The organism is Klebsiella sp. 141153, assembly GCF_032601995.1.
Lineage (GTDB): Bacteria > Pseudomonadota > Gammaproteobacteria > Enterobacterales > Enterobacteriaceae > Klebsiella > Klebsiella aerogenes.
The window spans coordinates 88932-107154 of record NZ_JAQIRJ010000008.1 but is presented as its reverse complement, the minus strand read 5'-3'; the positions used below and the strand labels follow the sequence as shown (position 1 = coordinate 107154).

Annotated in this window: 17 protein-coding genes; 4 read left to right on the top strand and 13 right to left on the bottom strand. The window is 59.8% G+C overall.

Annotated elements, in window-relative coordinates:
* The first annotated feature begins 104 nt into the window (after positions 1-104).
* From PGS10_RS16545 to PGS10_RS16535, 3 genes are read left to right on the top strand one after another with little or no spacing between them, the layout of a single operon-like run.
* The gene (locus PGS10_RS16545) at positions 105-1085 is read left to right on the top strand and encodes a Bug family tripartite tricarboxylate transporter substrate binding protein (RefSeq protein WP_045359580.1); all 981 of its coding nucleotides are present in this window, start codon (positions 105-107) and stop codon (positions 1083-1085) included.
* A gap of 15 nt (positions 1086-1100) precedes the next feature.
* Positions 1101-1532: a tripartite tricarboxylate transporter TctB family protein gene (locus PGS10_RS16540; RefSeq protein ID WP_047043267.1), complete on the top strand. Its 432-nt coding sequence runs from the start codon at positions 1101-1103 to the stop codon at positions 1530-1532.
* 11 nt (positions 1533-1543) lie between these two features.
* Positions 1544-3061, top strand: coding sequence for a tripartite tricarboxylate transporter permease (locus PGS10_RS16535; protein ID WP_015365603.1), 1518 nt, complete (start codon positions 1544-1546; stop codon positions 3059-3061).
* On the opposite strand, the gene menE is transcribed toward PGS10_RS16535, so the two are convergent.
* From menE to PGS10_RS16500, 7 genes are all read right to left on the bottom strand, one after another.
* Positions 3058-4419 carry an o-succinylbenzoate--CoA ligase gene (gene menE, locus PGS10_RS16530; protein WP_047078302.1) on the bottom strand — a complete coding sequence of 454 codons (1362 nt, stop codon included), beginning with the start codon at positions 4417-4419 and terminating at the stop codon, positions 3058-3060. The two genes, PGS10_RS16535 and menE, sit on opposite strands and share 4 nt — an antisense overlap.
* On the bottom strand, positions 4416-5381 hold the full coding sequence (gene menC, locus PGS10_RS16525) for an o-succinylbenzoate synthase (protein WP_047078303.1): 966 nt from the start codon (positions 5379-5381) through the stop codon (positions 4416-4418). The genes menE and menC overlap by 4 nt, the downstream gene beginning before the upstream one ends.
* Positions 5381-6238: a 1,4-dihydroxy-2-naphthoyl-CoA synthase gene (menB, locus tag PGS10_RS16520; RefSeq protein ID WP_015365600.1), complete on the bottom strand. Its 858-nt coding sequence runs from the start codon at positions 6236-6238 to the stop codon at positions 5381-5383. The genes menC and menB overlap by 1 nt, the downstream gene beginning before the upstream one ends.
* Before the next feature lie 14 nt (positions 6239-6252).
* Entirely contained in the window at positions 6253-7011 is a 759-nt protein-coding gene (gene menH, locus PGS10_RS16515) for a 2-succinyl-6-hydroxy-2,4-cyclohexadiene-1-carboxylate synthase (protein ID WP_045391448.1), read from the bottom strand.
* Positions 7008-8678 carry a 2-succinyl-5-enolpyruvyl-6-hydroxy-3-cyclohexene-1-carboxylic-acid synthase gene (gene menD, locus PGS10_RS16510; protein ID WP_045391450.1) on the bottom strand — a complete coding sequence of 557 codons (1671 nt, stop codon included), beginning with the start codon at positions 8676-8678 and terminating at the stop codon, positions 7008-7010. The genes menH and menD overlap by 4 nt, the downstream gene beginning before the upstream one ends.
* 76 nt (positions 8679-8754) lie before the next feature.
* The gene (gene menF, locus PGS10_RS16505) at positions 8755-10050 is read right to left on the bottom strand and encodes an isochorismate synthase MenF (RefSeq protein ID WP_047078304.1); all 1296 of its coding nucleotides are present in this window, start codon (positions 10048-10050) and stop codon (positions 8755-8757) included.
* 173 nt (positions 10051-10223) lie between these two features.
* Complete coding sequence (locus tag PGS10_RS16500) at positions 10224-10685, bottom strand: GNAT family N-acetyltransferase (protein ID WP_047043277.1); 462 nt, start codon at positions 10683-10685, stop codon at positions 10224-10226.
* A 56-nt stretch (positions 10686-10741) separates the two neighbouring features.
* Between PGS10_RS16500 and rnz the strand changes: the two genes are divergently transcribed.
* A complete protein-coding gene (gene rnz / locus PGS10_RS16495; protein ID WP_316423261.1) occupies positions 10742-11662 on the top strand; it encodes a ribonuclease Z in 921 nt (306 codons plus the stop codon).
* A gap of 56 nt (positions 11663-11718) precedes the next feature.
* Here rnz and nuoN read toward each other — a convergent pair whose 3' ends face one another.
* From nuoN to nuoI, 6 genes are all read right to left on the bottom strand, one after another.
* Entirely contained in the window at positions 11719-13176 is a 1458-nt protein-coding gene (gene nuoN, locus PGS10_RS16490) for an NADH-quinone oxidoreductase subunit NuoN (RefSeq protein ID WP_015365594.1), read from the bottom strand.
* A gap of 6 nt (positions 13177-13182) precedes the next feature.
* Positions 13183-14712, bottom strand: coding sequence for an NADH-quinone oxidoreductase subunit M (gene nuoM / locus PGS10_RS16485; RefSeq protein ID WP_316423260.1), 1530 nt, complete (start codon positions 14710-14712; stop codon positions 13183-13185).
* 251 nt (positions 14713-14963) lie between these two features.
* On the bottom strand, positions 14964-16805 hold the full coding sequence (nuoL, locus tag PGS10_RS16480; RefSeq protein WP_316423259.1) for an NADH-quinone oxidoreductase subunit L: 1842 nt from the start codon (positions 16803-16805) through the stop codon (positions 14964-14966).
* Complete coding sequence (gene nuoK / locus PGS10_RS16475) at positions 16802-17104, bottom strand: NADH-quinone oxidoreductase subunit NuoK (RefSeq protein WP_004865088.1); 303 nt, start codon at positions 17102-17104, stop codon at positions 16802-16804. The genes nuoL and nuoK overlap by 4 nt, the downstream gene beginning before the upstream one ends.
* On the bottom strand, positions 17101-17655 hold the full coding sequence (gene nuoJ / locus PGS10_RS16470) for an NADH-quinone oxidoreductase subunit J (RefSeq protein WP_015365591.1): 555 nt from the start codon (positions 17653-17655) through the stop codon (positions 17101-17103). The genes nuoK and nuoJ overlap by 4 nt, the downstream gene beginning before the upstream one ends.
* An 11-nt stretch (positions 17656-17666) precedes the next feature.
* Positions 17667-18209 (bottom strand): NADH-quinone oxidoreductase subunit NuoI, encoded by a 543-nt coding sequence (nuoI, locus tag PGS10_RS16465; protein ID WP_015365590.1) that lies wholly within the window; start codon positions 18207-18209, stop codon positions 17667-17669.
* Positions 18210-18223: the final 14 nt, after the last annotated feature.

Sequence of the window (18223 nt, the reverse complement as noted above, 5' to 3'; positions counted from 1 at the left end):
GAAAGGGAAATGAAAGGTAACTGTTTTAACAATCACGCAACCGAATCGCCACATGTCGGTTCACATAATCAGAAAAACATTCCCTGTACCAACTGAGGAAGCCTATGAAAACGCCATTTTTCCGCCATCTTAGCGCCATCGCGCTGTGCCTCTGTACAACCACCGCTTTCGCGGCGCAAGCCCCGTCCCGCACCGAATGTATCGCGCCCGCCAAGCCCGGCGGCGGCTTCGACCTCACCTGTAAGCTGATTCAGGTGAGCCTGATGGAAACCGGCGCGATCGAGAAACCGATGCGCGTCACCTATATGCCCGGCGGCGTCGGCGCGGTAGCCTATAACGCCATCGTCGCCCAGCGCCCGGCGGAAGCCGGAACCGTGGTCGCCTTTTCCGGCGGCTCGCTGCTGAATTTGTCGCAGGGGAAATTCGGCCGCTACGGCGTTGATGACGTGCGCTGGCTGGCCAGCGTCGGTACCGACTACGGCATGATTGCCGTACGCGCCGATTCGCCATGGAAAGACCTGAAGTCATTCATGACCGCGATGGAGAAAAATCCCGCCACTATCGTCATTGGCGCCGGGGCCTCCATCGGCAGCCAGGACTGGATGAAAGCGGCGCTGCTGGCGCAAAAAGCCAACGTTGACCCGCACAAGATGCGCTACGTCGCCTTTGAGGGCGGCGGCGAGCCGGTAACCGCGCTGCTCGGCAACCATGTGCAGGCGGTCTCCGGCGATCTCAGTGAAATGGTACCGTACCTGCAGGGAAATAAGATCCGCGTCCTGGCGGTCTTCTCCAACGAACGTCTGCCGGGCGCGCTGGCCGATGTCCCTACCGCTAAAGAGCAGGGCTATGACCTGGTCTGGCCGATTATTCGCGGCTTCTTTATGGGCCCGAAAGTAAGCGATGCCGACTACCAGTGGTGGGTTGATGAATTCACTAAACTGCAGCAAACCGATGAGTTCAAAAAGCAACGTGAACTGCGTGGCCTGTTTGAATTCAACATGAACGGCAAGGAGCTCGATACCTATGTAAAACAGCAGGTCAGCGATTATCGCGAACAGGCGAAAGCCTTTGGCCTGGCTAAATAATCCGCGGAGGCGCTAATGAGCGATCGTATCTTTGCCGGAGTCTGGTTGTTGTTATGCATTGGCGGCCTGTTTATCGCCTGGCAGATCCACAGCGAATACTCGTATGAACCCGTCGGCCCACGCCCTTTCCCATTGGGTATTATCGGCCTGATGCTGCTGTGTTCGGCGCTGATGCTGCTGCGTCGCCCGGACGCCATCGAGTGGCCGGGACGACATGTCCTGCAACGGCTGTTAACCATGGTCGTGGTGCTGGTGATCTATGCCTGGGGATTTGAATGGCTGGGCTTTCCGCTAGCCACCGCGCTGCTGACGGCGGTGATCGGCCTGCTGTTCGGCGCCACGCTTCCGGCGGCAGGTATTGCCGGCGTGGTGATGGGCGTCTCGTTATGGTACGCCTTCGATACCTTACTTGATGTGACTCTGCCGCTTGGCGTCTGGTTAAATTAACGGAGAAGCTTATGGATACCTGGATCTATCTGTCGCAGGGTTTCGCCGTCGCCATGACGCCGGAAAATCTGCTTATCGCCCTCATCGGCTGCTTTGTCGGAACCATCGTCGGGCTGCTGCCCGGCCTCGGGCCGATTAACGGCGTCGCCATTCTGCTGCCGCTGGCCTTTGCCCTGCACCTGCCTGCGGAATCGGCGCTGATCCTGTTGGCGACGGTCTATATCGGTTGCGAATATGGCGGGCGTATTTCGTCTATCCTGCTGAACGTGCCCGGCGATGCCGCCGCCATCATGACGGCGCTTGATGGCTATCCCATGGCGCAGCAAGGGCGCGGCGGCGTCGCGCTGTCGATTTCCGCCGTCAGCTCTTTCTTCGGTTCGCTGATTGCGATCGGCGGTATTATTCTGTTCGCGCCGCTCCTCGCCCAGTGGTCGCTGGCGTTCGGCCCGGCGGAATATTTCGCGCTGATGGTGTTTGCCATCGCCTGCCTCGGCAGCATGATGGCGCAAAACCCGCTGAAATCGTTCCTCGCGGCGTTAATCGGTTTGGGCCTGGCGACGGTCGGCGTCGATGCCAACACCGGGGTTTACCGCTTCACCTTCGACAGCGTCCATCTCTCCGATGGCGTGCAATTTATTGTGGTGGTTATCGGTCTGTTCTCCGTTTCGGAGATTCTGTTGATGCTGGAGAGCACCAGCGGCGGGCAAACGCTGGTGCGTAAAACCGGGCGCATGCTGTTTAACACCAAAGAGGCCGCGCAGTGCGTCGGCGCGACCCTACGCTCTTCCGTGGTGGGTTTCTTCGTTGGTATTCTACCCGGCGCCGGGGCGACCATCGCCAGCGCCATCACCTATATGACGGAGAAAAAAATCAGCGGTAATAGCGATAACTTCGGCAAGGGGGATATTCGCGGCGTGGCGGCGCCGGAAGCCGCGAATAACGCCTCCGCCTGCGGTTCGTTTATTCCGATGCTGACGCTTGGCGTGCCTGGCTCCGGCACCACCGCGGTCATGATGGGCGCATTGACGCTGTATAACATTACGCCCGGCCCGGCGATGTTCACCGAACAGCCGGATATCGTCTGGGGGCTCATCGCCGCGCTGCTTATCGCCAACGTGATGCTGCTTATTATGAACATTCCGCTGATTGGCCTGTTCACCCGCATGCTGACGATCCCGCTATGGTTCCTGGTACCCGCCATCGCCGCCGTTTCCGCCGTTGGCGTCTATGCGGTTCACAGCACCACCTTTGACCTGTTGCTGATGGTTGGCCTCGGCGTGCTCGGCTACATCATGCGTAAAATGCACTTCCCGATGTCGCCGCTGATCCTCGGTTTTGTATTGGGCGAGATGCTGGAGCAGAACCTGCGCCGCGCGCTGTCAATCAGCAACGGTAATCTGGCTATCCTCTGGGAAAGCGGCGTAACCAAAACGCTGCTGATGCTGGCTGTCGCCGTGCTGGTGGTACCGCCGCTGCTGCGTCTGAGACGTAAACAGCGCCAGCGCCGCGCCGAGGCCAATATCGGCTAAACCGGCGAATTGACCCATTCGCGCAGCGCCCGGCGCGAAATCTTAATCCCGCCGTTCTTTAACGTTTCCGGCAGCCGTAGCCACTGTATCGGCTGCTGGAAACGCGCTAACCGTTCAGCACTCCATGCCGCCAGCGTGGCCATTTCGCAGCCATCCTCGCATTCAACCACCGCCACCGGGCGCTGGCCGTATTCGACATCATCCTGCGGCACAATAAACACCTGCTGAACCTGCGGATGGGCGAGTATCACGCGCTCAACCTCCTCAGGCTGAATGCCTTCGCCGCCGCTAAAAAAGAGATTATCCAGTCGCCCAATAACCGACAGTCGACCGGCACGTAACTCCCCGCGATCGCGCGTCGCAAACCAGCCTTCATCATTGGTTAATGACAACAGTTGACCATTCCGCCAGTAGCCGGCGGCCATGCTCGCCGCCCGCAGCCAGATCTCGCCGGCGACAATTTTCACCTCTCTTCCCGGCAGCGCCTCGCCCACATCCGCCTCGCCGTCGGCCTCTTTAGCGCAGACCGTGGAGGCGAATTCGGTGAGGCCGTAGCCGCAGAAGCTGCGTATCCCCTGCGCTCGCGCCCTTTCGGTCAGCTCGACGGGGATCGCCGCGCCGCCAAGCAGCACCGCCTTGAGTGAAACATCGGCATCGCCATTCAGCAGGCGCCATAGCTGAGTCGGTACCAGTGAAGCATGGGTACAGCCCAGCAGCGCTTGCTTCAGCGGTTGTCTATCGCGCACCGTCAGCCGCGCACCAGCCAGCAGCCAACGCCAGATGATCCCCTGCCCGGAGACATGGAACAACGGCAGCGACAGCAGCCAGTCGTCCTCCCCGGCAAACGGCATCAGCGCCAGCACGCCAGCGGCACTGGCCAGATGGGCGCTGGCGCTATGCACCGCCGCCTTCGGCAGGCCGGTTGAGCCGGAGGTTAACGTCATCGACACCAGCCGTTCGCCATGCCAGCAAACGGCATGGGCGGCTTCTGCCGCCTGCAGAGTTAACGCCGGTAAATTCCCCGGCAGCGTATCACCGTTAAGCACCAGTTGATGCTGTACGGTTAACGCAGGCAGCAGTTCCTGCAGCAATGCCATAGGCAGCTGCGGATTAAGCGGCAGCACCCGCGCCCCGCACTGCAGCAGCGCCAGCCAGGCGAGTAGCGTCTCCGGCTGGTTGTAGGCCCGTAGCGCCACGCCCTGACCTTCCATTACGCCCTGCGCGGCAAAACCAGACGCCAGCGCGTCAATCCGTGCGCATAGCTCACGCCAGGTCAACGCCTGGTCATTCAGGCGTAGCGCCTGCGACTCGCCGCGTAACTGACGCCAGTGGCGCCACGGCCAATCGGAAAACATCACAGCAGTTGCTCCAGTTCATCAGCATTGAATATTGGCAGCGTACTCTCCGGCCACGCTCGCACCAGCTGTGCGCCCATCAGCGCCAGCGTGTCGAGTCCGGGGATAGTCTGCGGGGTCAGCCAGGCGGCGATCCGCGCCAGCTGCGTTAACCCCAGGCTGGACTCGATCGACGAGCTAATCACCGCGGTCAGCCCCAGCGCATGCGCCGCGGCAACCTGTTGCTGAACCTTTTGCAAGCTGCCGGTCAGCGTCGGTTTGATCACCACCGCGCGCACGCCGGGCTCGGCGACAAAGCGGAAATCCGCCTCGCGCAGACTTTCATCCCAGGCGATAGCGATACCGCTCTGCTGGCTGAATTCGCGCGAATCGTCGCGGCTTTTGCACGGTTCTTCGAGAAAGGCAATGCGTTGGCGATACGCCGGATTAACGTATTTGGCGAACTGCTGCGCTTTGACCGGCGTCCACGCCCGGTTGGCATCCAGCCGCAGCTGCAGGTCGGGGATCGCTTCCAGCAGCAGATTCACCACCATGCCGTCGCGTACCGCCTCCCACAGCCCCACCTTCACCTTAGCGACTTTCTCGCCGGGCATCGCCGCCAGTTTGGCGAACAGTTCATCCGGGTCGCCGGAACAGAGCGGCGCCGCGCGATAATCCGCCGCCTGCGGTAGTTCGCCGCCAAGCTCCGCCTGCGCGCAGCTAATACCAAAAGCAACGGAGGGCTGCATGGGAAGCGGCGGCTCGGCGCCGTCGCGCCAGGCCCGCGCCCACGCCAGCAGCGTCATTTGCGCCTCTTCCAGCGTTTCGTCACTGAATCCCGGCAGGGGAGAAATTTCCCCCCAGCCTTCGCGTTCACCCTCCTGCAGGCGGATGAACAGCCCATCGCGGGTTTTTAACCGCCGTTCGCGCAGAACCACGCCCGCGTCCATCGGTATCTGCCAGCGGTAAACCTGCGAAACGCGCATTATGGATTCCGTTTAAATTTGCTGAAGTCCGGCTGACGTTTCTGGTTAAAGGCGTTACGTCCTTCTTGCCCTTCTTCCGTCATGTAGAACAGCATGGTGGCGTTACCCGCCAGCTCCTGCAGCCCGGCCTGGCCATCGCAGTCGGCGTTCAGCGCCGCTTTCAGGCAACGCAGCGCCATCGGGCTGTTTTGCAGCATTTCACGGCACCAGCGCACGGTCTCTTTTTCCAGATCCGCCAACGGGACCACGGTGTTCACCAGCCCCATATCCAGCGCCTGCTGGGCGTCGTACTGACGGCACAGGAACCAGATTTCGCGCGCTTTTTTCTGCCCGACGATACGCGCCATATAGGAAGCGCCCCAGCCGCCATCAAAGGAGCCGACTTTAGGCCCGGTCTGGCCGAAGATGGCATTATCCGCCGCGATGGTCAGGTCGCACATCATGTGCAGTACGTGGCCGCCGCCGATAGAGTAACCGGCGACCATCGCTACTACCGGTTTCGGGCAGGTGCGGATCTGGCGCTGGAAGTCGAGTACGTTGAGATGGTGAACGCCGGAGTCGTCCTGATAGCCGCCGTAGTCGCCGCGGACTTTCTGGTCGCCGCCGGCGCAGAAAGCTTTATCGCCTTCACCGGTCAGCACGATGACGCCGATATTGTCGTCATAGCGGGCATCCGCCAGCGCCTGAATCATCTCTTTAACGGTCAGCGGACGGAAGGCGTTGCGCACCTGCGGACGATTGATGGTGATTTTAGCAATCCCGTCAGTCGATTTTTGATAACGAATATCGGTATAGCCTTCTGAGCAATCGTGCCATTCAACGGGGGCATAGAGCATTGCTTCATCAAGAGAGATCATAGAATGTCCTTCAGTTAACTTGCCAGAATCTGCGCCAGACAGGCAATCACCGCCGCGGGGTTGTCCCGGTGCGCGTTGTGTCCGGCATGGTGAATGATATGGGTATCGGCGGCGAGCGCTTGCGCGATAGCGCGAAACTTCGCGTCGCGTTCGCCGCACAGGTAGTGAAAAGGAAAATCGCGAGCCTGCAGAGACGGGCGCAAATCGGCCTGCCGGGCAAGGGAGGTCGCCTCCAGCATCGCCGCCAGCGTAGCGCCGTTATTGTGGCGACGTAGGGCAACCAGCGACGCGCGCTGCGCCGCATTCAGCGAAGCGAAGACCGGCTGCTGATACCAGTCGGCGAAGACCTGCGCTAACGGCTCGCGGCGAAAGCGTTCCGCCCAGGCGCTATCATTGCCGCGCCGCGCCTGCCGCGACGCTTCATCCTGCAGGCCCGGATGTCCGCCCTCGACGATCAGGCCGCGCAGGCCCGCGCGCGGCTGGCAGGCGAAGTTCATCGCCACCCGGCCGCCCAGGGAGTAGCCAACCAGCCAGTAATCCAGGATGTTGTAACTATTTAGCGTAGATTGCAGTAATTCGCTGACCCCGGCAAAGCCATCGACCGCGATATCCGCCGATCCGCCGTGTCCCGGCAGATCGAGATACAGCCGCGGCCAGGCCGGAAACGCTTCGCCAACCGTACGCCACTCGTCGCGGTCTCCGGAAAAGCCGTGCAGGAATACCAGCCAGGGATAACCCGGTTGGCCGCTTTCAACCGCCGCGTTGAGCGTCACAGCCGGCTTACCTGCGCCAGCAGTTGCTGGAGAGTCTGCGTACCGTCGGTCTCGTTAACCGCCAGCTCAATCACCGTCGCCCCGGCGCGGCGCCACGCGCCTGCCATCGCCTCATCCAGCGACTGCCAGTCATCAGGGCGGTGATAAGCCAGACCGAACATCGCCGCCGCGTGGCTGAAATCCACGTCCTGCGGCATTAAATAGAACTGGCGGCGCTCGTCCTGCGGCGTCGGCAGCATAGAGAAAATCTGCCCGCCGTTATTATTGACCACGATCAGCACCAGCGGCGCCGACGCCTGGCGCAGCAGGGCCAGCGAGTTGAGATCGTATAACGCCGAAAGATCGCCGACGATCGCAAGCGTAGGCCGGGCGCTCGCGCGCTGCACGCCGGCGGCTGTCGCCAGTAGGCCATCGATGCCGCTGGCGCCGCGATTACTATAGACCGGATAACCCGCCGGCAGTTGCCCCAGCGCGTCTATCAGGCGTACCACTAAACTGTTGCCAACAAACAGCTGTCCCTGATCCGGCAAATAGCGCCGAATGCGCTGCGCCAGCTGCGCTTCGCCAAAGGGCTCGTTGCTGGCGACCGCGGCCTGCCACGCCTGCCCGGCAAGCTGCGGGATCACCGTCGCCCACGGCTGGCGTTTCTCCGCCGGATGCAGTTCGAGCCAGCGCTCAACGCTTGAGAGCAGACGGCGACCGCGGTGCTGCGCCGGATCGAGGCGACCGCGCAGATTATCCACCAGCCAGTATTCATCCGGCTCGCAGGTCGCCTGCCACTGGAGCACGCGTTTGCCGGTCAGACTGCTACCGAGTTGCACGACGATTTGCGCCTGCGCCAGTTCGCTTACCGCTTTACCGTTGCCCAGCCACAGGTCGGCGCACGGCAACGGCTGCCCGGTCTGCGACAGGACATCACCAATCAGCGGCCAGCCGAGGGTCTGCGCCCATTCAGCCACTTTTTTACCTTCCGCGGCGCTCATCCTGCCCGCGACCACTACGCCGCGCTTTTGCCGCCAGAAGAACCAGTCGCGCTGTTTCTCACTCTCCATCTGCAGCGCCTGACGCAACCAGGGTTTATCGCTCTGCCACCAGTTGCCGAGCTGCTGTTGCCACTCCAGCCCGCTATCGTCCATATCGCCATATAGCGGCTCAGCGAACGGGCAGTTGATATGCACCCCGCCGGCATGCAGCTCGCCCAGCGCCTGATCGATAGTCGAGACCAACCAGCGCGCGGAAATATCCTGCGAAGGACGCGGTAAAGAAACGGTCTGCGCAGGATGAGAAGCAAACATTCCCGGTTGGCGGATGGCCTGATTGGCGCCGCAGTCGATAAGCTCCGGCGGGCGGTCGGCGGTCAGCAGGATCAGTTTTTCACCCGTCAGGCCCGCTTCAATCAGCGCCGGATAGAGATTCGCGGTCGCGGTTCCGGAGGTGACAATCACCGCCACCGGCTGGCGGCTGGCCTTCGCCAGTCCCAGCGCCAGGTGGCCAAGGCCACGTTCGTCAAAATGAGTGTGATGAATAAAAGCGCGGTTTTCCGCCGCCGCCAGGGTTAAGGGCGTCGAGCGCGAGCCTGGGGCAATGCAAATGTGCTGCACGCCGTGGCGGGTTAAAGCTTCAAGGATCACCGCCGCCCAGCGTCGGTTAAATGCGCTTACTGACATGAAATTGTCCGGTATCAAATATTGATGCTAAGTATAGATAAGGCAGAGTTGCGCCGTTTTGATATACGTCGTCTCTCTACGTTTCTGAAAGTAATAACGTTCGTAGTCCCGCCGCTTTATTTTCTATTTCTTGCCACTCCTGCTGCGGGTCAGATCCGCTGACGATACCGGCCCCGGCATACAGCCGCAGGGTGTTGTTCTCGACTTTTGCCGAGCGCAGCGCCACGCAAAACTCGCTTTGCGCCAGTGAAAGATAACCTGCGGAGCCGGCATACCATTCGCGGGCGAAAGGCTCATGACGGCGGATGAAAGCCAGCGCCGCCTGGCGCGGCAGCCCCGCCACCGCCGCGGTAGGCTGCAGCTGCAGCAAGCAGCGGCTGTCGTCGGGCTCGGCCAGTTCGCTCCAGATACAGCGCCGCAGATGCTGTACCTTGCGCAGGCGTACGACCTGCGGCGGCAGAACGTCAAGCGTCGGCGACTCGCCCTGCAAACGCTGGCAGATATCCTCCACCACCAGCATATTCTCCCGCTGGTTTTTATCGTCTTTCATTAGCCAATCGGCTAACTGCTGCGCCCGGGCGTCATCGTGATGGTTAGCGACGGTGCCCGCCAGCGCTTCGGTGCGCAGCAGCGCGCCGCGTCGCCGCCACAGCCGTTCCGGCGTGGAGCCGAGAAACGCCTGCTGCGGGCTAAAGGCCATCAGGAAGTGGAAACAGTTAAGATTGCTGCGCCGACTGGCCGCCATAATGGCAAACGCCTGCAGCGGCGCGCTAAAGCGTAAATCCGTGACCCGCGCCAGCACAACCTTATCCATTTCGCCGGCGCCGATTGCCTGCGTCGCCTGCATAATCAGCTCGCGCCACTGCGGGTATTCCGGCGCATGCTGCTCGCTTCGCAGCGACGGCATCGATGCCGCCGTCGCCTGCTCGCTATTTAATGATTGAAGAAACGCCCGCGCGGCCACCGCGTCGTCAAGCAGCGAGGTCGCGCTATGTACCACCAGCCGTAAAGTCGCTTTACCGCCCAGGCGGCGCCACTCCAGCCGCGGCAGAAACAGATTACCCTGATGAGGGTCGAACGCGTTCAGCCCGCTGATGCGCAGATCTTCCCGCCCCTGCGCGCATAAAAAATCATGCGCCGCGGACAAAGAGGCAAAGGTGGTTACCGCCCCCAGCGCCGCCAGCTCTTCATCACCGTTACGCTGCTGCCAGTAGAATTGCGGCCAGCACGGCTGATGCGCGCACCACAGTAACGGGTCGAAGGCGTCGTTTAACGGGAAGGGGATATCAAAAATTCGCGTGCCGGGTGACGGAGGGAAATCTTCAGCCAGGCAACCCAACAGGCTTTCCAGCGCAGTGGAAACAGACAGCACGCGAACCTCCACGAAATTAAAAACCCCACATTATAAAGGGTAGCTGCGATAAATAGCAGTACCCATCATGAGGGAGCGAACCTTAACAGGCCCGGCGAACGCCAGCCACTGGATTCGCTACAGGAGGAAAAGTATAGATAATTGATAGCGATACGCTATTACTATTTAGCTTCTTAATGAGTTGTGATGTCACGCGCCATACCGATATGGGCAATCCCGTCTTCATCGTATACGTCCGTCACCGGCACAAAACCAAAGCTGGCATAAAATTTCTGCAGATGCGCCTGCGCCCCAAGATAAATCGCCTTCTGCGGCCAGTTCTGCCGGCAGCTGGCCAGCGCCTGCTCCATCAGCTGGTAGCCCAGCTTCTCGCCGCGCACGGTCGGGCTGACGATAACCCGGCCGATCACCACCGGTTCGAACTCCTCTTCGCTTTTGAGGATCCGCGCATAGGCCACCAGCTCGCCGTCGCGCCAGCCGAGCAGATGACGGTTCTCACCGACTAAATCATCGCCGTCGATATCCTGATAGACGCAGTGTTGTTCGACGACAAACACCGCGCTGCGCAGCTTCAGCAAGGCGTACAGTTGGGCAACGGTGAGCTCACTGTGATGTAAATCCTGCCAGGTCATCATTTGTTACTCCTTATTGATATACTGATGCTTTACCACTCGCCTGAGGACACTGGACGATGGAATTAACATTTTTGGGGACATCCGCCGGCGTGCCGACCCGTACGCGTAATATGACGTCGATAATACTGAATTTGCAACAACCCACCAGCGCTGAAATGTGGTTGTTTGACTGCGGCGAAGGCACCCAGCATCAGTTTCTCCACACCCCTTACCACCCAGGCAAACTGAATAAAATTTTCATCACTCACCTGCACGGCGATCATCTGTTCGGCCTGCCCGGCCTGTTGTGCAGCCGCTCGATGCAGGGAAATTCGCTGCCGCTGACGGTCTACGGACCAAAAGGGATTAAAGAATTCATTGAAACCGCGCTGCGCCTGAGCGGCTCGTGGACCGATTATCCGCTCAGTATCATTGAAGTCGGCCCCGGTCTGGTCTTCGACGAAGACGGCTATCGGGTCAGCGCGTACCCGCTCAGCCATCCGGTGGAGTGCTACGGCTACCGCATCGAACAGCATGACAAACCCGGCACCCTCGATGCCGCTCAACTGATTGCCGATGGCGTGCGTCCGGGGCCGCTGTTCCATCAGCTCAAGCTCGGCCAGCGCGTTGAGCTGGAAGATGGCCGGGTCATCGACGGTAGCCGCTATCTGGGGCCATCGACGCCGGGTAAAACGCTGGCCATTTTTGGCGATACCGCCCCCTGCCCGCAGGCGCTGGAGATGGCGCGCGGCGCGGATGTGATGGTCCACGAAACCACCCTTGAGCAGGCGATGGCGGAGAAAGCCAATAGCCGTGGCCACTCTTCCAGTCAGCAAACCGCGGCGCTTGCCAAAGAAGCGGGGGTCGGCACGCTAATCGCCACCCACTTTAGCTCGCGCTACGATGCCGAAGGCTGCCTGCGTATGCTGGCGGAATGCCGGGAGATTTTCGCTAATACGCTACTGGCGGAGGATTTTATGGTCTATCGGCTGGCGTAAACCGCAGGCATAAAAAAACCGCCGACAAGTCGGCGGTTTTTTATTTATAGCGCAGATTACATCAGCGGCGTCGCCAGCTGCACGATGCTAATCAGCGGCTGCGGCCACACGCCAAGCACCAGCACCAGCAGCGCGGAGATCAGCACCACGATACCGCCGGCGCTGTACTGCCAGTTTGACGGCGCATCGCGGTTCAGCTGCTCCGGGGCGCTCAGGTACAGGCTGACGGCAACGCGCAGGTAGTAGTAGAGACCAATCGCCGAGCCGATCACTACCGCGGCAACCAGCCACCACAGGTGCGCATGCACACCGACGGCCAGCACGTAGAACTTACCGATAAAGCCGAGGGTCATCGGAATACCGGCCAGCGACAGCATCATCACCGTCATTACCGCCGACAGGATCGGACGGTGCCAGAACAGACCGCGGTAGGAGAACAGCGAGTCAGCATCCGGGCCGCGGTACGGGCTGGACATCAGGCTGACCACGCCGAACGCGCCGAGGCTGCTGAACAGATAACCGGCCAGGTAGACGCCCACGGCTTCCATCGACATTTCGCCGCTCTGCAGGGCGATTAACGCCACCAGCAGATAGCCGAGGTGGGAAATGGAAGAGTAACCGAGCAGACGCTTAATGTTGGTCTGGCTCAGCGCCATCAGGTTACCGAAGATGATAGAGGCGAAGGCGATCAGGCCCAGCACCACGCGTACCGCTTCGCTGTCGCCCACCGGCATGTACAGGAACAGACGCATCACCACGCCGAAGATGGCAATCTTGCTGGCGGTCGCCAGGAAGGTGGATACCGGCGCAGGCGCGCCCTGGTATACATCTGGCGTCCACAGGTGGAACGGCACCAGCGACAGTTTAAAGCCAAGACCGACGATCATCAGACCGAGGCCCGCCAGCAGCAGCGGCTCGTGCAGCGCGTTGTCAGCCAGGCTCTTGCCCAGCGCGAGGAAGGACAGGTTGCCGGAGTTCGCATACACCAGCGCCATACCGAACAGCAGGAAAGACGAGGCTGCCGCGGAGAGGATGGTGTATTTGATGCTCGCTTCCAGCGAACGTTTCTGGCGGAAGGCGTAGCCGACCAGGCCGAACAACGGCAGCGAAATTAATTCGATACCGAGGAACAGCGAGGCCAGGTGATTGGCGCCGGCCAGCAGAATGCCACCCAGCGCGGCGATCAGCACCAGCAGGTAGAACTCTTCTTTATTGTCCTTGTAACCCTCAAGCCATGGGTAGGCGAAAGTACAGGTCGCGAGGCTCGCCAACAGCACCAGCCCGGTATAGAGCATCGAGTAACCGTCAACGCGGATCAGCGGGGTGACGTCCATCGCCCCGTTCTGACCGACAAACCAGAGCGAGACCAGCGCGGCGTTTAGTCCGAGAACCGACAACGTGGCATTGAGAAAATGATTGCGTCGCCACGCAATGGAGAGCATCACAACCACCACCGTCAAGCCGACGATCAGCAGCGGTAGCAGTGCGATCAGTTGTTGTGGAGTTATTGTCATGGCGAATTACGGCCTTGTAGTAGAAACAGAATTAACAAACCACTGCTGAATGTTGCTCATCGCAGCATGCGAGGTGTCGAGAATCGGCTGCGGGAAGAAGCCCAACAGCACCAGCAGCACCACCAGCAGCAGGATGATAGACAGTTCACGCAGGGACATCCCCGGCAGCTCTTTCGTCGCGATTTCGCTTTTCGCCTTACCGAAGTAGGCGCGATGCAGCATCGACAGCGAGTAAACGGAAGCGAATACCAGACCAAAGGTCGAGATAACGGTAATCACCGGCACCACTTTATAGCTGCCGAACAGAATCATAAATTCGCCGACAAAGTTACCGGTGCCCGGCATCCCCAGGGTGGCGACAGCGAAGAACATCGACATCGCCGGCAGCCATTTAATTTTGCTCCACAAGCCGCCCATCTGGCGCATATCGCGGGTGTGCAGACGTTCGTACAGCTGACCACACAGAATGAACAGACCCGCCGCGGACAGACCGTGGGCAATCATCTGAATCACCGCCCCTTGATAAGCCAGCTGGCTACCGGTGTAGATAGCAATCAGCACGAAGCCCATGTGGGAAACGGAGGTGTATGCAATCAGACGTTTGATATCGGTCTGGGCGAAGGCCATCCACGCGCCGTAGAAGATACCGACCACGCCCAGCCACATGGCGATTGGCGCAAACTCGGCGGAGGCGTTCGGGAACAGCGGCAGCGCAAAGCGCAGCAGACCGTAGGCTGCGGTTTTCAACAAGATGCCCGCGAGGTCGACGGAACCGGCAGTCGGCGCCTGGGAGTGGGCGTCCGGTAGCCAGCCGTGCAGCGGCACCACCGGCATTTTCACCGCGAAGGCGATGAAGAAGCCGAGCATCAGCATGTATTCCACGCCGTGCGACATCGGGGTTTTCAGCAGCTCTTCATAGTTGAAGGTCCACACGCCGGTGGCGTTGAAATGGACGAATGCCAGCGCCAGAATGGCGATCAGCATCACCAGGCCGCTCGCCTGGGTATAGATGAAGAACTTGGTGGCCGCCGTGATACGCGTTTTACCGTCAGAGGCTTTGTGACCCCACAGCGCGATCAGGAAGTACATCGGCACCAACATCATTTCCCAGAAGAAGAAGAACAGGAACATGTCGATGGCGAGGAATACGCCGATGACGCCGCCCAGGATCCACATCAGGTTGAGGTGGAAAAATCCCTGGTACTTTTCGATTTCGCGCCAGGAACAGAGCACCGCCAACACGCCGAGCAGGCCGGTCAGCACCACCATGAGCAGCGACAAACCGTCAATCGCCAGATGGATGCTAATGCCGAAACGTGGGATCCACGGCAGCACGAATTCCGACTGCCACTGCGGAATCCCCGCGGATTGCGTCAGAGAATAGCCGCCCTGCATCCACAGCTGCAGGCCAAGCACCAGCGTCAGTCCCATGGTAATCAGCGCAATCCAGCGCGGCAGTTTCACGCCAAAGCGTTCAGTCTGCCAGCACAGGAAGCCGCCAATAAAGGGGATTAATATCAACCAGGGTAATAACATAGCTAAGTATGTCCCTTATATTTACTCCTGCTCAGGCTATCTCACTCGTCAGCCCAAATCCCGGCAGTGCTCGCAATCCTCACGTACTTCAGTACGCTCCGGTTGCTCTGCGCTGGCGGTCTCCGGTCTGACTTCGCCGATGACGCCTGTACATCAGGAACAGATTTTCAACGAATTCTAAAAATTATTTTTGGGTTTGTAGGCCGGATAAGCGCAGCGCTATCCGGCAATCGTTCATCCAGCCAACAAACTCAACGCAGTACCATCAGCAGAGCCAGCACCACCACCGCGCCGATGCTCATTGAAGCCACATACCAGCGCAGATAGCCGTTCTCGCTCACCAGCAGACCTTTGCCTGCGAAGCGGGACAGAATCGCCGGGATATTCATCAACGAGTTCAGCGGATCGCTCTTCAGCAGCCAGGCAATACCGAGGAATGGTTTCACGAACACTTTGTCGTATAACCAGTCGAAGCCCCAGGCATGGAACCACCAGGTGCCGAAGAAGCGGCCAGGCGCGCTGTTGGCGATGGAAGTCACCAGCGTACGTTTGCCCAGCCACAGCCACGCGGCGATCAGGATGCCGGCAATAGCGATAATCCCGGAGGTCATTTCCAGCGTCATCACGCTACCGTGAGCGAGCTCAGTGGTCTGCGGCAGAACGCCTTCCAGCGGCGGCACAATCAGCGCGCCAACGAAGGTGGACAGAATCAGCAGCACAATCAGCGGCAGATGGTGGGTAATCCCCTTCCCTGCGTGCGCGTGAATTTGCTCTTTACCGTGGAACACGATGAAAATCATACGGAAAGTATACAGCGAGGTCATAAAGGCGCCGACCAGGCCCGCTATCATCAGATTGATATGGCCGTTGGCCATCGCGCCAGCCAGAATCTCATCCTTACTGAAGAAGCCTGCGGTGATAAGCGGCAGAGCGGACAGCGCCGCGCCCCCCACCAGGAAGCAGACATAAACCAGCGGAATGGATTTGCGCAGGCCGCCCATCTTGAAGATGTTCTGTTCGTGATGGCAGGCGAGGATCACCGAACCGGACGACAGGAACAGCAGCGCTTTAAAGAACGCGTGCGTCATCAGGTGGAAGATCGCCGCGTCCCATGCCTGCACGCCCAGCGCGAGGAACATGTAGCCAATCTGGCTCATGGTCGAGTAAGCCAGCACGCGTTTGATGTCGGTCTGCACCAGCGCGGCGAAGCCCGCCAGCACCAGCGTGATTGCGCCAACGATACCGACCAGATGCAGCACTTCCGGCGTCATCAGGAACAGGCCGTGGGTACGGGCAATCAGGTACACGCCCGCGGTCACCATGGTAGCGGCGTGGATCAGCGCAGAGACCGGCGTCGGGCCCGCCATCGCATCGGCAAGCCACGTTTGCAGCGGAAGCTGAGCGGATTTACCGACCGCGCCGCCGAGCAGCATCAGCGTCGCCCACTGCAGCGTGGTGCTGCCGTTAGCGAAGTGCTGCGGCGCCAGCTCAACCATTTCACGGAAGTTCAGGGTGCCCAGTTCGTTATAAAGAATGAACAGCGCGAAGGCGAGGAACACGTCGCCGACGCGGGTGACCACGAACGCTTTCATCGCCGCGGCGTTGTTCTTCGGAGCGGTGTAGTAGAAACCGATCAGCAGGTAAGAACAGAGACCCACGCCTTCCCAACCCAGGTACATCAACAGCAGGTTATCGGCCAGCACCAGAACGACCATGCTGGCGATAAACAGGTTGGTGTAAGCGAAGAAGCGAGAGTAGCCCTCTTCGCCGCGCATGTACCAGGAGGCGAACATGTGGATCAGGAAGCCGACGCCGGTAACCACGGAGAGCATGGTCAGAGACAGGCCATCCAGCACCAGGTTGAAGCCGATGTTGAAATCACCGACCGACATCCAGTTCCACAGCGGTACGCTGACCGCCTGTTTGCCGTTAGCGAAAAAGTCGACGCCGACGTACGCCGTCACCAGCGCCGCCAGGCCTACCGAGCCCATCCCAACGGTGGCGGAAAGATTTTCCGACCAGCGTCCGCGGGAGAAGGCCAGCAGCACAAAGCCAATCAATGGCAGAAGAATGGTTAAGGCAAGCATGTTCATCCACGCAACTCACTTACTGAATCGATGTTCAGGTTCTGGCGGCGACGATGGAGCTGCAGCAGCAGCGCCAGACCGATACTCGCTTCCGCAGCCGCGAGGCTGATAGCGAGGATATACATAATCTGACCATCAGTCTGGCCCCAGTAGCTTCCCGCGACCACGAATGCCAGCGCGGCGGCGTTAATCATGATTTCCAGGCTAATCAGCATAAATAGCAGATTGCGGCGGATCACAAGACCAGTCAGGCCGAGCACAAACAGGATGGCGGCGAGGATCAGTCCATGTGTTAAGGGGATCATGCGTGTTCCTCCGTTTTTCTTTTGTCGCTGTCGTTCACGCGGTTGCTCAGCACCTCACCGGCGCGCTCTTCGCGGCCAATGTGGAAGGCGACAACCAGGCCCGCCAGCAGCAGCATGGAGGCCAGCTCCACCGCCAGGACGTACGGCCCAAACAGCGCAATACCCACTTCTTTGGCGTTGATCGCCGCGCCGTCGATACCCTGGTCATTGATGCCCAGGATGGCGTAAACGATAACCACCAGCAGCACCGCGGAAAGGATGGCCGGGCCAATCCAGATCCCCGGCTGCAGCCATTTGCGTTCCTGTTCGATCTCGGTGCCGCCCAGGTTGAGCATCATCACCACGAACACGAACAGCACCATAATGGCCCCGGCGTAAACGATGATTTCCAGCGCACCGGCGAAGTAAGCGCCCAGCGAGAAAAACACCCCGGCAATCGCTAACAGCGAAATGATCAGGTACAGCAGCGCGTGCACCGGATTGGTGTGGGTGACGACCCGCAAGGTTGCGAGGATGGCTATCAGGCCACAGATATAAAAAGCGAATTCCATTGCCCCTCTCCTTACGGTAACAGGCTCTTGACGTCGATTGGCTTAGCTTCGTTTTCCGCTTCGCCCTTATCTTTGCCGTCGATTGCCATACCCGCCATCCGGTAGAAGTTATATTCCGGGTATTTGCCCGGACCGGAAATCAGCAGATCCTCTTTTTCGTACACCAGATCCTGACGTTTGTATTCGCCCAGTTCGAAGTCCGGGGTCAACTGAATCGCCGTGGTCGGGCACGCTTCTTCGCACAGGCCGCAGAAAATGCAGCGTGAGAAGTTGATGCGGAAGAACTCCGGGTACCAGCGGCCGTCTTTGGTCTCTGCTTTCTGCAGAGAAATACAGCCAACCGGGCAGGCTACCGCACACAGGTTACAGGCAACGCAGCGCTCTTCACCGTCCGGATCGCGCGTCAGCACGATACGGCCACGATAGCGCGGCGGCAGATATACCGGCTCTTCCGGGTACATCTGAGTTTCACGTTTGGCGAAGGCGTGCATCCCGATCATGCAAATACTGCGGACCTGGGTGCCGAACCCTACCAATAATTCTTTTAAGGTCATGTTCAATTCACCCC

Excerpts from the sequence above, each read along its gene's own strand:
- PGS10_RS16535 (WP_015365603.1), top strand. The coding sequence starts at position 1,544 with ATGGATACCTGGATCTATCTGTCGCAGGGTTTCGCCGTCGCCATGACG.
- PGS10_RS16540 (WP_047043267.1), top strand. The coding sequence starts at position 1,101 with ATGAGCGATCGTATCTTTGCCGGAGTCTGGTTGTTGTTATGCATTGGC.
- menC (WP_047078303.1), bottom strand. The coding sequence starts at position 5,381 with ATGCGCGTTTCGCAGGTTTACCGCTGGCAGATACCGATGGACGCGGGC.
- PGS10_RS16500 (WP_047043277.1), bottom strand. The coding sequence starts at position 10,685 with ATGATGACCTGGCAGGATTTACATCACAGTGAGCTCACCGTTGCCCAA.
- nuoJ (WP_015365591.1), bottom strand. The coding sequence starts at position 17,655 with ATGGAATTCGCTTTTTATATCTGTGGCCTGATAGCCATCCTCGCAACC.
- nuoN (WP_015365594.1), bottom strand. The coding sequence starts at position 13,176 with ATGACAATAACTCCACAACAACTGATCGCACTGCTACCGCTGCTGATC.
- nuoL (WP_316423259.1), bottom strand. The coding sequence starts at position 16,805 with ATGAACATGCTTGCCTTAACCATTCTTCTGCCATTGATTGGCTTTGTG.
- menD (WP_045391450.1), bottom strand. The coding sequence starts at position 8,678 with ATGTCAGTAAGCGCATTTAACCGACGCTGGGCGGCGGTGATCCTTGAA.
- menB (WP_015365600.1), bottom strand. The coding sequence starts at position 6,238 with ATGATCTCTCTTGATGAAGCAATGCTCTATGCCCCCGTTGAATGGCAC.
- nuoM (WP_316423260.1), bottom strand. The coding sequence starts at position 14,712 with ATGTTATTACCCTGGTTGATATTAATCCCCTTTATTGGCGGCTTCCTG.
- nuoK (WP_004865088.1), bottom strand. The coding sequence starts at position 17,104 with ATGATCCCCTTAACACATGGACTGATCCTCGCCGCCATCCTGTTTGTG.
- rnz (WP_316423261.1), top strand. The coding sequence starts at position 10,742 with ATGGAATTAACATTTTTGGGGACATCCGCCGGCGTGCCGACCCGTACG.
- PGS10_RS16545 (WP_045359580.1), top strand. The coding sequence starts at position 105 with ATGAAAACGCCATTTTTCCGCCATCTTAGCGCCATCGCGCTGTGCCTC.
- nuoI (WP_015365590.1), bottom strand. The coding sequence starts at position 18,209 with ATGACCTTAAAAGAATTATTGGTAGGGTTCGGCACCCAGGTCCGCAGT.